Source organism: Pseudomonas sp. C9, from assembly GCF_002000165.1.
GTDB lineage: Bacteria > Pseudomonadota > Gammaproteobacteria > Pseudomonadales > Pseudomonadaceae > Aquipseudomonas.
This window is the reverse complement of sequence record NZ_MPAK01000001.1, coordinates 2,542,664-2,557,195: the sequence shown is the minus strand read 5'-3', so window position 1 is coordinate 2,557,195 and position 14,532 is coordinate 2,542,664. Positions and strand designations below refer to the sequence as shown.

Sequence of the window (14,532 nt, the reverse complement as noted above, 5' to 3'; positions counted from 1 at the left end):
TCAAGTGGCCAGAATGAAGTCGTTAGCAGTGACGGTTGTTGCGTCGGCCACACCGACCAGGCGGATGGAGTCAGCTCCTGCGAAGCTGAGCAGGGTATCCGCACCGACGTCGGTGATGGTGACGCTGGCGGCAAAGTTCACCGCCGTGATGTTCAACGCGGTGATATCGAGCCGGTCCTGGCCTCCTCCATTCGGGTTGGCATCGAAGCCGGTAATCTGATCGGTCCCGAAGCCCGCTGCGAACATGAAGACATCGTTGCCACCGCTGGCAACCATCAAGTCGTTGCCAGCACCGCCAGTGACCGTATCGTTGCCATTGCCGCCATCGATAAAGTCATTGCCGATGCCACCCAGCAAGGTGTCGTTATCGCCACCACCGAGCAGGCTGTCGTTGCCATCGCCTCCCTGGAGCAGATCGCTGCCGTTACCGCCATCCAGGCTGTCATTACCCAACCCGCCGAGCAGCGTGTCGTTGCCTGTGCCGCCATTCATGACATCGTCCCCGTCACCGCCGTCGAGGCTGTCATCGCCCGTTCCGCCGTTCAGGGTATCGGTGCCAAGGCCACCCAACAGTTGGTCGTTACCGGCATCGCCATTGAGCGTGTCGTTACCGCCGTTGCCGATGAGAATGTCGTTGCCGCCGCCACCACTGAGGTTGTCATTGCCTCCCCCTGAGGTGATGGTGTTGTTCAACCCGTTGCCGTTGCCGACGAAGTTGCCGGCTCCGGTGTAGGTCAGGTTCTCGACGTTACCATCCAGGGTGTAGTTGCCCAGCGACGTTTGCACGCTATCCACACCGCCACCCGCCACTTCGACCACCACATCCCCGGCGGCATCGACGACGTAGGTATCGTTGCCGGCGAGCCCCACCATCCGGTCACCGCCTGCACCGCCATTGAGGACGTCGTTACCGACCCCGCCGGTGAGGGTGTTGGCCAGCGCGTTACCATTACCGGTGAAGTTAGCGACACCGGTATAGGTCAGGTTCTCGACGTTGGCACCGAGCAGGTAGGTCGCCAGGCTGGTTTGCACCAGATCGGTACCGCCATTCAGCGCCTCGATTACGGTGTCACCGACGTTGTCGACCACAAAGGTGTCGTTGCCGGAGCCGCCGGTCATGACATCCGCGCCGAGCCCACCGTTGAGGGTGTCGGTTCCGTCCTCGCCATTGAGGATGTCGTCATCGTTTCCGCCGTTGAGCGTGTCGTTGCCGGTGCCGCCAAACAACTGGTCATTACCGGCCAGGCCATTCAACGTATCGTTGCCGCCCAGGCCAAACAGCACATCGTTACCCGCGCCACCGGTGAGGGTATTCGCCCCAGGGGTGCCTTGCAGCACCACGCCAGCCGGTACCGTAACCGCTGCGGTTGCCGCAGAGGTCACCGTTTCCAATGCGCCGAAGCCATCGGTGTAGGTCACGATCACCCGCAGTTGCAGGTTGCCCTGCGCCACGCCAGGGGTGAAGGTCGCAGCGGTCGCGCCGTTGATGTTGGTGAAGGAAGCACCGACACCTTGCTGCCATTGGAAGCTGAAGGTGCCCAGCCCATCCGCATCGGCAATCCCGCCAGTCAGCGCGGTCAACACCTGTCCTTGATCCGGTGTCGTATCGCTGATCAGCAACGCGCCTGTCGGTGCATCGTTGACGTTAGCCACCGGGTCCGAAGGATCGGACGCAATGCTTTCGTGCACACCGAAGTTATCCACGTAACTGACCACCACGCGCACCTGATCGTCGACCTGATCCTGAGTCAGCGTGAACGTGCTACCGGTGGCTCCGACGATGTCGACGAAGCTGACTCCGTTGGTCGCCTGCCACTGGTAGGTGAACTGCGGATTGCTGAGGCCATCGGCATCGACGATGGTCGACGCGTCAGCGGTCAACACCTGGTTCTGCACCAGAAGCCCGTTAACGGTCGGCCCTGTGGTCGGTGCGCTGTTCGCCGACGAGTCGACGATTTCCAGCGTGCCCTTGGCATCCTGATACACCGCCCGAACGCGGATGTTCAGGCCCGCCACATCATCCGCCACCCGGTAGGTGGTGCCGATCGCCCGCGATACTTCGCCGGCGGCGACAAAGGTGATGTCTTCATAGACGCCCGAGCCAGGAAGGTTTTCAACCTGCCAGTAGTAGGCAACCGCACCGTTAACCGCACCGGTCGGATTGCCAACACTCGTGTTGTCCGCGTCGTGTACCGCCAGATTGCTCACGCGCAGCAGCTGACCGGCGACAGGCGTATCGTCACGCACACCGGTGAGATCATCGAGGATCGCCAGGTGACCTGATGGGTCGCTGTTGACGGCAGTGCCAACGCCGGACGCCTGCGAAACATCAGAGAACTGCAGACGCTCGATGCCCGTCAGCCGATCGACGCCATCTCGCCCCACCACCGAGTCGGTCACAATGACAGTGTCGCCATCGACAACGACGCTGTAGTCCGTCGAAACACCGGAGAACACAGCGGTGTCGAAGCTGTTATCGCCGGCCAGGATCTCCCGCACGATGACCAGTTGGCCCGGGTTGTAAGTACCGTTCAACATGAACGGCACCATGGGCTCCATGCTGTTGAACGAGGCGATTTCCGGGCCAGTGCCATCAGCGTTCTGCCGCACGCTGATGCGTACGTTCAGCCACTTGTCACCGTCGAGGATGTCGTCACCACCGCGACCTTCGAGGAGGTCGCTGCCGCTGCCACCGAGGATGATGTTGCCACCGTCGTAGAACGTCGCTCCGGCTGCCAGCAGATCGGACAGGCCGTTGATCAGGCTGATGTTGGTCAGCACGCTGCCGGTTGCACCCGCGGTAGGCAGCGAAGTTGCATCTTCGTTATCACCACGCAGGAAGTCGCCGTGCGAGGAACCCGACAGACCTTCCATGATGTCGAAACGCACGAGCGCCGAGGCACCCGAACCCGGTACTGGCGGTACATCGAAAAAGCGGTCGCTGTAATCGATGGTCACGCCTTGTGCCAGATCCTTGAAGGTCGCCCAGTCATAGCCGGAGCCGCCGATATAGCGGTCACCCATGCCGAGACTGCCGACCATGATGTCGTCGCCGCCTTCGCCGTTGAACTTATCGTTCTCGTTACCGCCGATGAAGACATCGTGGCCGATCACCGGGTCGTTGCCGAGCGGGTCGAAGTTGTCGCCAGGCGCACCGTCAGATGTGCCCTTCTCGATCCAGTCGTCGCCTTCGTTACCCATGTCCTGTTCGTTGGCTTTGCTGCCCAAGATGAAGTCATTGCCCTGGCCACCAATGGCTTCGGAGGCGTCCTCACCGGTCACGATGAAGTCGTTGCCGAAGCCGCCAATGATCAGGTTGATGCCGTTGCCTCCGTGCAGCACGTCGTTGCCGTCGCCACCCTGGATGTTATCGTCGCCGCCGGTGTCGGTGATGATGTCGTCACCGGTGCCACCCCGCAGCTGGTCGTTGCCGTCACCGCCTTCGATGCGATCGTTGCCACCATCGCCCCAGACCGTGTCATCGCCTTCACTGGCAATGAGAATGTCTGCGCCGTTGGTGCCGCCCATCACGATGTGCTGATCACCCGAGTAGCGGATGTAGTTGGTGTCCGGTCCCACCGTCAGCGGGTTGTCGCGGAACACCACTTGCTGGTTGTTGTCGCTCAGCGGATCGGCGTTGCCCAGGCCATCGTTGTACTGCTTGGACTGGTCCACTTCCAGATAGTACCCAGGGTCCGAGAACACCAGGCCCGGCAAGTGCGTGGCCGAGGTGTTGGCCATGATCAGCTTGGCGAACGAGTTGCTTTCAAGTTCCGCATTCATCGACAGGCCAGAGGTGCGCTCCAGGTAATAGAAGCGGTCGCCGTCCTGCAGTTTCTCCAGCTGGTTCTCGAACACGAAGTTGAAGGTCGTGCCGAGCATGCCGCCGAACGGGGTTTTCTCTTCGGCCAGGCCACCGATCCAGAGGTCGATGGCATCGACGCCTGTGATCGTCACACCCTTCAGATCATCAGCAGTGCCCAGCACGCCATCCTTGCCGGCCAGCGTTATGTTGGCCCAGGTACCGCTGCCGTTGAGGAAGTCCAGGCGGTCAGCCGGCGCACCCGCACCACCGAACACCAGCGCCATGGCTGCAGCTCGTTTGTCTAGCAGAGTGAGCGCCGACGTGATCGTGTCATGCGTGCCATAGGCTGCGATGAAGTTGATCAACGACTCCGGATGTTTGAGGTGCTGCACCAGATCGACCCAGCTGTTGTACGGCTTGAGTTGGGTATCACCGGTTTGGCTGTAGATGTCGCGGCGGATCGCGTTGAGCGAGGGAATCCCCACATCGCGGCCACGGGCGATGTTGATCGCCGGCAGGTCGAGCGGCAAACCGAGCAGGTTATTGCGCAGCGCCTCGGTGACGAACTCGTCGATTTCGTTACCGGCCTGGCGAGTCACCCCGCGGATGATCGCGCTGGTCGCATCCTCAGGCGTCACACCACTGGCGGCATACGCCAACGGGTTGAGGAACGCCGCGATCAAGCCCAGTTGCTGATTGGGATCAGCACTGTTCGGATCGCCCACCACGTTGAAATTGACGTCGAAGCGATCGACGGTCTCGGTCAGCATCGAGTGCCCAAACCGGTACACGGTGTGGGCGAACTCGGCGACGATCGAAGCATCGAGGTCGACGTCATAGACTTGGGTCGGTGCAAAGAACAGGTCGACCCGAGGCTGGATGGTCCGCGCAAATTCCTCGAACACCAGGTGTTGATACTGCATCTCGGTGCCGAACTTGGCCGCCTGGAACAAGCGCTCGCCATTCCACACCAGCGCATCGATCTCCGCCTGGTTGACTGGCAATGCACTCACCGGAGTGAGCAGCCACTCGTTGAGGAAGGCCACGTCATTGGAATCGAGCACCGTATCCTTGGTCTGCGCGACCAGCCGATTGTGCTCGGCGTGGAAGATCGCATGCACCGCGGTCAGGCCGATGTTTTCGTTGACCCGGCCGTCGCCAGCGATGTAGTGAGCGTCGAGCAGTTCGTTGTCATAGGTCAGGTTGTTGCCGCCTGGGCCAGTTGGCTGCGAATTGCCGACATCAGTGTCAGTATCCGCCTGCAGAACCCCGCCGACGATTACCGGCACGGCATTGTTGTTGATGTCGACGAGGAACTGGTGACCGGTGCGCACTGCGTTGGTCAGGCTGATCGGGGCATTCGGATTGCCTTCGACCAGGACGTCATCCGCCGTGCCGCCAATACCATCAAGCCCTTTCATCACGACCATCGGGAAGCCGTTCGGCCCCTTGATGAAATTGCCATAGGCGTCGGTCGCCAATAGCGGGGCGTTATCGACGTCGGCATCGGTCAGGTGGATACCCAGGATGTCGTTGGCTTGCGCCTTGACCACTTTCCAGGTCGCCATGCCACCGATTTCGGTGTCATCTCCGCCGCCATACTTGCCATCCACCCCCAGGTCAACGTTAGTGATCAGCCTACCGGTCGCTATGGGGCCGTCGTCGGTCATTACATAACCGCGCAGGAACACCTGATGCGAGGGGTGCGAGCTGTAGGTCTGGTTTTGGTCCACGAATGGCGTCGTGGTGTTGGTTTGCTCATGGATGTCGTCTGCCGTGCCGAGAACGCCATCCGCCCCTGGCAGGTTGGTCGCGCGGCTCAACACCATGAAGTTAGTGTTGCCGCCTGGCACATACAGCGGATCATCCGGTTTCAACGGGATGAAGACCGTGCCCGAACCGCCCTTGGTCACGAGATCGAGACCATGATCGAAGAACTGCCCGAAAAAGGTCATCCAGGCGTTGAACGGCGCAGACAGCCCCGCATCCGCCGCGGTGTTCTCGAACAGGTACACATCATGGTCGTCGCCCGTACCGAACTGACCATCCAGGCCAGGGCTGGCGACTATCCGTACGCCATCCTTGAGCACATCGTCATTACCAGCCAGGCCGAAGTTGAGCACTCCGTCCACACCCGGGTCGTAAGCCGTGGCATAGGCCGCCGGGTTGTTCGCCGTCTGGTCAACGATCAGATTACTGATGGTACGAGGCTGCGAGTCAATCACAAGGCCGCCGTTGCTCGCATACGTCGTTCCCAATTCCGCTGGATTGAAGACCGGATCGGTCAAGCGCGGAAAGATGTTATCGGCAGCACCAAACTCGGTGTGGTTGTTGCCGTTGAGGTTCATCAGGTTGTTGTTCGACCCATCGACCGAACGCAGGCCCAACGGCGCGCGGATGTTCGGGATCAGCGAGAGGATGTCCTGCCCGTTCGCGTCTGCCTCGGCAATCTTGATCTGATCAAGGATGAAGTTGAGGTCGGAGCGAACCATGTGCAGGCCTTCGCCACCCGCCGTGGCATCGACGACAGGCACCTGCGCCGTTGGCACAACCGGCGCACCGGGAGCCACCACAGTAGTCGGCGCCGAGAACACGATTTCGGTCGTGCCATGACCATCCTGGTAGATCGCCTTGACCCGCAACGACAACCCGACGAGGTCAGGAGAGACCTTGAACGCGGTGCCGTCGGCACTCTGGAACGCCAGGTCGCCGGCCGGCAACAGGATGATGTCCTCGAATACACCGCTGCCTGGACTGGCTTCGAACTGCCAGTAGTAGGACACCGAGGTGTTGTTGAGAGTACCCAGCGGATTACCCGGTGCGATGTTGTTGCCATCGCGCACCAGGGCCGAGCTGACCGTCAGCGTGTCGCCCACCGTGATCGCTCCGCCGTTTCCATCCGTGACGGTCGGACTGCCCGTCGGCTGTAGATTCAGCCCAGGCACCAGCACTCGCTGGCTATCGGCGAACTGCAGGCGTTCGATATGCAACAGCGTATCGGTGCCGTCGCGACCGGCGACGGTATCGGTCACCGTCCAGACATCATCCGCCAGATTGGCCGTGCCGCGCGTGTCTTGAACCACCGTATATTCGGACTGAACCCCGGAGTAAATGGCAGTGTCGAAGGCCGCCCCGCCCGTTGAGGTACCGGGCAGGATTTCCCGCACGGCCTTGAGCTGACCCGGGTTATAGGTGCCATCCAGCATGAACGGGATCATATCGACCATGCTGTCGAAGGTGGCGATCTCTGGGCCGGTATGGTTGACGTCGCCGGGAGCATAAACGGCAATTCTGACGTTGATCCATTTGTCGCCGTCGATCAGATCATCGCCACCGCGGCCCTCGATCAGGTCACTGCCATTGCCACCGAGGATGATGTTGCCGGTGGCAAAGCCTGTGGTTGGCAAACCGGCATCGGCCAGGAACTGGTCCAGTCCGCGGATCAACGCCACATTGGTCAGCGCACTGCCCGTGGCGCCGCCGTGGTTGACGATGGTGACCGCATCCACATCATCGCCTTTGAGCACATCGCCAAATTGCGAACCCGACAGGCCTTCGACCTCGGCAAAACGGTCGAGAATCGAGGCCGGCGAGGCGCCGACCGGATTGAACACCCCGGCGTTCTGGTTTGGCGCGTTGCCATGTGGCTGCGCCAGCGCGGCCAGGCTCAGGTCAACGGTCACGCCGACCTTGTCATTTTTGTAGGTCACCCAGTCGAAGCCGGACATGCCGTCCATCTTGTCCTGGGCATCGCTGCCGACAAAGATGTCATCGCCACCCTCGCCGATCATTTCGTCGAAGCCACCGCCACCGACAAAGATGTCGTTGCCGACCACATCGTCAGTGAGCAACGGCGCGAAGTTATCGCCAGGCGCACCGTCCTGGGCGCCCTTCTCGATCCAGTCATCCCCTTCGTTGCCGGTAGGCGGCAGGTTGGTCTTGGCACCGAGGATGAAGTCGTCACCCTGACCGCCGAAGGTCGTGGTGATGTCTTCGGTGGTGACGATGAAGTCCTGGCCATCGCCCCCCAGGATCAGGTTACCTAAAGCCAGCATGCTACCGGCCACGATCACATCGTTACCGGCATTACCTTCCAGACGGTTGTCGCCGAACGAGTCGGTGATGATGTCATCGCCCGCGCCGCCGAGTACCGCATCGTTGCCGGCGCCACCTTCGAGGCGGTCGTTGCCTCCATCGCCGTAAACGGTGTCATCGCCGTCACCGGAGATGATGATGTCATTGCCGGCCGTGCCGCCCAGGACGACATGGTCTTCACCGGTGTATTGCAGATAGTTACTGTCCGCCCCCGGGGTGTTGGGGTTGTCGCGGATCACCAGCGGCACGACTTCCACGCCGTTGATCATGATGCCGCCCGTCGGATCTGCTTTGCCGTCCACGCCAAGGTTCGTGAACTGATTGGCCTGATTCACTTCGAGAGTGAATGTCGGTGTCAGGAACACGGTGTTCGACAGGTGGGTAACATCGGAGTTGAGCATGATCAGCTTGGCAAAGGAGTTGTTCTCCAACTCGGTGCCGAAGTTCAGGCCCGCAGTACGCGACAGGTAGTAGAAGCGGTCGCCGTTCTGCAACGCCTCCAGCTGGGTTTCAAACACGAAGTTGAACGTCGAGCCGAGCATGCCGCCGAACGGCATTTTCTGCTCGGCGAGGCCACCGACCCAGAAGTCGACATCGTCCAGGCCCGTGATCGTCACACCCGTCACGTCGTCGGCAGTGCCCAACAGCCCGTCCGCGCCGGCCAGCGTCATGTTGGCATAGGCACCGGTGCTGTTCAGGAAGTCCAGGCGGTCAGCCGGCGAGCCCGCGCCGCCGAATACCAGCGCCAGGGCTGCAGCGCGTTTGTCTGCCAACGAGGTCACCGACGTAATCGTGGCATGCGTGCCAAAGGCCGCAATGAAGTTGACCAACGACTCGGGGTGTTTGAGGTGGTCGGCAAAGTCAGCCCAACTGATGTAAGGCTTGAGTTGGCTGTCGCCGGTTGAGTGGTACATCTCACGGCGTGCTTCATTCAGCGTGGGGATGCCCGTGTCGCGACCACGGGCCAGGTTCAAGGCCGGCAAATCGAGCGGCAGGCCGAGCAGATTGTTGCGCAAGGCTTCGGTGACGAACTCGTCGATCTCGTTACCGAGCTGACGGGTCACACCGCGAATAATCGCCCCTGCCGCTTCGTCCGCCGTCGCCCCGCTACCGGCGAACGCCAGCGGGTTGAGGAAGGCCGCGATCAGACCGAGTTGTGCGTCCGGGTTGTTCGGGTCAGTGAGGAGCGGATTGAACTCGGGGTCGAAACGATCGACAGTCTCGGTCAACATCGAGTGACCGAAGCGGTACACCACGTGGGCGAACTCGGCGAGGATGGCCGGGTTGATCGAGGTGTCATACCCGTTGGGTGCAAGAAACTCGTCGATCTGAGGCTGAACGGTCCGAGCGAACTCCTCGAACACCAGGTGCTGGTACTGCATCTCGGTGCCGAACTTGGCGGCCTGGAACAGGCGTTCGCCGTCCCACACCAACGCCGCGATTTCGGCGGGTGTGGTGGGTATCGCGGCCACGTCGTCCACCAGCCACTCATTGAGGAAGGCCAGATCGCCAGCAGCCAGGAGGGTGTCCTTGGTTTGCTGGACCAGGCGGTTGTGCTCGGAGTGGAACACATGGTGCACGGTGGTCAGGCCGATGTTCTCGTTCACCCGGCCGTCGCCGGCAATGTAGTGGGCGTCGAGCAGCTCGTTGTCATAGGTCAGGTTGTTGCCGGCTCCATCAGCCGGCTGCGCATTACCGACAAGCGCATCAGCATCCGCCTGCAGAACCCCGCCGACGACGACCGGTGCAGCATTGTGGGCGATGTCGTCGAGGAAGCCATGCCCGGCGCTGACGGCGTTGGCGAGGCTGATCGGAGCATCCCGGTTGCCTTCGACCAGGACGTCATCCGCCGTGCCGCCAATACCATCAAGCCCTTTCATCACCACCTGGGGCATTCCGCTCGGTCCCCGGATGAAGTTGCCATAGGCATCGGTGGCCAGCAGCGGCACGTTGTGCACATCGGCGTCGGTCAGGTTGATGCCGAGAATGTCACGGGCCTGGGCCTTGACCACGGCCCAGGTCGCCATGCCGCCATTGGTGCCGTCGCCATCATCGGCCGTGCCGAATTTGCCATCGCCGCCAAGATCGCGGTTGGTAATCAAGCGCCCCGTTGCAATCGGGTCACCTGCTGCGTTGATGACGTACTCGCGCAGGAACACCTGATGCGAGGGGTGCGAGCTGTAAGTCTGGCTTTGGTCCACGAACGGCGAGGTGGTGTTGGGCTGGCCATCATCGGCAGTGCCGAGTATTCCGTCCGCGCCGGGGGTATGCACTGCTCGTGGCAGCACCATGAAGTTGGTCGGGCCGCCCGGTACGTACAACGGATCGTCCGGTTGCAGCGGAATAAACACAACGTCGGTACTGCTCTTGGTAACCAGGTCCAGGCCGTGGTCGAAGAACTGGCCGAAGAAGGTCATCCACGCGTTGAAGCCAGCGGTCAAACCGACGTCCGGTGATTCATTGGGAATGAAGAACACTTCTTTGTCGTCAGCCGTGCCAAACACACCATCCAGACCGGGGCTGATTACCGGGGCTGCACCGCCGTTCGCCGCCACCGCGGCCGGGTTGTTGGCGGTCTGGTCGACGATCAGGTTACTGATGATCCGAGGCTGCGGATCGACCACATTCCCTGACGCGGCGTATGCCGCTCGATACTGGGCATCAAGCAGGCGCAGGAACGAATTGTCCGCCGCGCCAAACTCGCTTTGCCCGGCAACCAGGTTGTTGTAGCTGCCATCGACGGTTCGCAGGCCAAAGGGCACCTGACTATTGGGGAGCAAATCACTGAGGCTGGCGCCATTGGAATGGGCTTCTGCAATAAATATTTGCTTGAGGATGAATTCCAGGTCCGCCTTGTTGAAATTGGCCATTTCGGTTGTCCTCGCTGTATCTGGGGGGAGAGCACGGGACGATAGAAATCCTCCCACGCCCAGTCAGGTGCTGGCTAACGCGGTTTGTTGGTGCATTTTTTTGGCGAGAGCAGGCGCGGGAAAGGCAAAGCCGTTCCCCGGGTGCGCACCTGGAATTCGCGAATTGAATGGCTCGCTGAGCGATCAGGCAAAGCGAATCCGGACCCTACTTAGGCGGGCCATGGAAACGGGACGTAAAGGCAAACTTGCTAAACAGCCCCTTCACTCTGCAAAGGATCGAAATGATCGACATGTTCTGCTCCTCAGGAAAATCACCGAGCCTCGCGTTGCCAAACTGATGGCAAATTTCTGGCGGGTGACCCCCCACAAGTAAGACTAAAGTTCCATAGCAAAAGAATGTCAATTTTGCGTCGCTAAAACAGACGATCGGTGTCAGGCCGTCCAACTAGCTGTTTTTAATGGATATATAGATATACAGACTCAGCTATAGAGCGAAATGATATTTCAGAGTGTTTCACCGCCACCTACTCTCCTGCATAGGAGAGCAACGCAGAGTTTTCGGAAGACTCGCCGCCTATAGAGCGACCAGCCTGCGTCGACTAGCTACCTCCAGAACGACATCTACTACTAGCTGGTGCGCCGCAAGGGCTATCGGTTTTTCGACGAGGGGTGACCCAAATGCAAAAGCAATCGAGCACCCGCTCCGAAATCGCCGACACGCTCTTTCGCCTGCGCCGCAGTTTTTACTTGCTGGCAGGGTTCAGCGGCGTCATCAACGTCATGATGTTGACTCCCGCCGTGTACATGCTGCAGGTCTATGATCGAGCCTTGGTCAGTCGCAACGTCACGACGCTGACAATGCTGACCTTTCTGGTGATAGGCCTGTTCTTGCTGATGTCCTCGCTGGAAATGGTCCGCACCCGCATGCTGATCCGGGTCGGAAACTGCCTCGACATGGACCTCAACCGACGCATCTTCACCGCTGCATTCGAGCGCAACCTGAGCCGCGCCGGTGGTAATCCGGCCCAGGCCCTGCAAGATCTCGCGCAGGTTCGCCAGTTCCTCACCGGCAATGCCCTGTTTGCGTTCTTCGATGCGCCGTGGACGCCGATCTATCTGTTGGTCTCCTACCTGATCCACCCGCTGCTCGGACTGGTCACGCTGATCGGCTCGATGATTCTGGTGGGCCTGGCTTATCTCACTGAAAAGGCGACGCAGAAGCCGCTGGCCGAAGCCAATCAGGCCGCCATCTCCTCCGCCCTGTACGCCAACAACAACCTGCGCAATGCCGAGGTCATCGAGGCCATGGGCATGCTGCCGTCGATCAGCAAGCGCTGGTACCAAAGTCATTTGCGCATTCTGGAAATGCAGACCCTGGCCTCCGATCGCGCCGCCATGATCAGCAGCACCGGACGCTTCGTGCGGATCACGTTGCAATCGCTGATCCTGGGCGCCGGCGCACTGCTGGCGATCGAAGGCAAGATCACTCCGGGGATGATGATTGCCTGCTCAATCCTCACCGGCCGCGCGCTGGGTCCGGTGGAACAGGTCATCGCGTCGTGGAAGCAACTGCTCGGCTGCCGCTCGGCCTGGGGTCGACTCAACGAGATGCTGAGCGATTATCCGCGCCGGCCACCGAGCATGTCGCTGCAGCGGCCGATGGGCATGCTGGCCGTGGAGAATGTGTACGCCGGTTCCCCCGGTACCAACAACACGATTCTGCGCGGGGTGAGCTTCAGCCTTGTCCCCGGCGAAAGCCTTGGCATTATCGGTCCGTCCGCCTCTGGCAAATCCACCCTCGCCCGCCTGCTGGTGGGCGTCTGGCCGGCACAGGCCGGCAAGGTGCGCCTGGACGGCGCGGACATGTTCACCTGGAACAAGGGCGAACTGGGCCCATGGCTCGGCTACCTGCCACAGGATGTGGAGCTGTTCGAAGGCACCATCGCCGACAACATTGCGCGCTTTGGCGAAGTGGACAGCGACGCAGTCATCCGTGCCGCCAAGAGCACTGGGGTGCACGAGATGATCCTGCGTTTCCCTCAGGGTTACGACACCCGCCTGGCCACCGATGGCAGCCCGCTTTCCGGGGGACAGAAGCAACGCATTGCCTTGGCCCGCGCGCTGTATGGCGACCCCAATCTGATCGTGCTGGATGAGCCGAACGCCAACCTCGACGACGTCGGCGAAAAGGCCTTGGTCGATGCGCTGGCCGAACTCAAGGGCCGTGGCGCCACCGTCATACTGATTTCCCACCGCCCCAACGTGCTCTGCGCCGTCGACAAGGTGCTGATGCTGCGTGACGGAGGCGTGCAAATGCTCGGCACGCGCGAAGAAGTATTCACCGCGTTGCGCAAGGCCAGTGTGATGCCTGCAAACGCGCCGACCCCGCTGGCCTCCGTCAAAGCACGGGAGTGATCGATCATGCAAATGAGCCAACACACCGAGATGATTCTCAACGAATCCAAGAGCGTGGTCGATCTGGACGTCGGCAGACCCGCGCACTGGGGCATGTGGCTGGTACTCGCCGGGTTCGGCGGCTTTCTCCTGTGGTCCTGGCTGGCGCCGCTGGATGCTGGCGTGGTCGCGACAGGCACGGTCAAAATCACCAGCAATCGCAAAGCCGTGCAGCATCTCAGTGGCGGCACCGTGGAGGCCATTCTCGTTCGCGAAGGCGAATTGGTGACCAAAGGCCAGGAAGTGGTCCGCCTCGACTCGTTGCGCGCCGTTGCCGAACAGGGTGCGGTCAGCGCCCAATACATCGTCAGCAAGACCGTGGAAAACCGCCTGGAAGCGGAACGGGACAACCGCGATGTGGTGGCCTACGACCCTGAGTTGCTCAAGCGCTTCGGCAATGACCACCGCCTGACGGCTGCCATGGACCTGCAACAGCGCCTGCTGGACACCCGCCGCGCCGGTCTCGCCGGCGAAATCAGCATCCTGCAGGAAAACCTGGCAGCGTCGGCTGTGCAGCTCAAGGGCTTGCAACAGGTCTATAGCGCCCGCGCCTCGCAGATCAACTTCCTCAACCAGGAACTGCAAGGCACACGCATTCTGGCGGCCGAAGGCTACATCCCGCGCAACCGCCTGCTTGAGCTGGAACGCAGCAATGCCGACCTTTCCGCCGGACAGGCCGAGAACCTCAACAACATCGCTCGCACACGCAGCCAGACCACGGAAATCAAGCTGCGCATCCTGCAACGCCAGCACGACTACCTGAAGGAAGTGGAATCGATGCTGACCGACACCGCCAAGGAAAACACCACCCTGGCCGACCGCTTGCGCGCGCTGGACTATGAAGTGACGCACACGGTGATTCGCTCGCCCATCGATGGCATGGTCCAGTCCCTGAGCATCGCCACGGTCGGCGGGATCATTCAGCCCGGCTTCAAGATCATGGAAATCGTTCCGGTCAACGAACCGCTGCAGGTCGACGCGATGATTCCAGTACAGGCCATCGACAAGATGGTTCCCGGCTTGCCCGTGGACATTTCATTCCCGGCTTTCAACCATGCCCAGACGCCCAACATCCCCGGTCGCGTGAAAACCATCTCCGCCGACCGCCTGATGGACGAAGAAAGCAAGCAGCCGTTCTATCTGGCTCAGGTGGAAGTCACGCCCGATGGCATGGGCCTGCTGGGTAGCAATCACATTCGCCCCGGCATGCCCGCCAGCGTCACCATCAAGACTGGCGAGCGCAACCTGATGAGCTATCTTCTCAAACCAATGCTCGAACGTGTGGACAGCTCATTCAAGGAACAATGA

3 protein-coding genes are annotated in these 14,532 nt (G+C 60.9%); 2 read left to right on the top strand and 1 reads right to left on the bottom strand.

Features of this window, described 5'->3' with window-relative positions:
* Positions 1-10,770 carry a peroxidase family protein gene (locus BMS17_RS11945; RefSeq protein ID WP_077430984.1) on the bottom strand — a complete coding sequence of 3,590 codons (10,770 nt, stop codon included), beginning with the start codon at positions 10,768-10,770 and terminating at the stop codon, positions 1-3.
* A gap of 678 nt (positions 10,771-11,448) precedes the next feature.
* Here BMS17_RS11945 and BMS17_RS11940 point away from each other — a divergent pair.
* Together BMS17_RS11940 and BMS17_RS11935 are read left to right on the top strand one after the other, a co-directional pair.
* On the top strand, positions 11,449-13,185 hold the full coding sequence (locus BMS17_RS11940; protein ID WP_046030880.1) for a type I secretion system permease/ATPase: 1,737 nt from the start codon (positions 11,449-11,451) through the stop codon (positions 13,183-13,185).
* 6 nt (positions 13,186-13,191) lie between these two features.
* Complete coding sequence (locus tag BMS17_RS11935) at positions 13,192-14,532, top strand: HlyD family type I secretion periplasmic adaptor subunit (protein WP_046030881.1); 1,341 nt, start codon at positions 13,192-13,194, stop codon at positions 14,530-14,532.

What these genes read in the sequence shown, in the direction of transcription:
- BMS17_RS11945 (WP_077430984.1), bottom strand. Translation starts at nt 10,770, where the DNA reads ATGGCCAATTTCAACAAGGCGGACCTGGAATTCATCCTCAAGCAAATA.
- BMS17_RS11940 (WP_046030880.1), top strand. Translation starts at nt 11,449, where the DNA reads ATGCAAAAGCAATCGAGCACCCGCTCCGAAATCGCCGACACGCTCTTT.
- BMS17_RS11935 (WP_046030881.1), top strand. Translation starts at nt 13,192, where the DNA reads ATGCAAATGAGCCAACACACCGAGATGATTCTCAACGAATCCAAGAGC.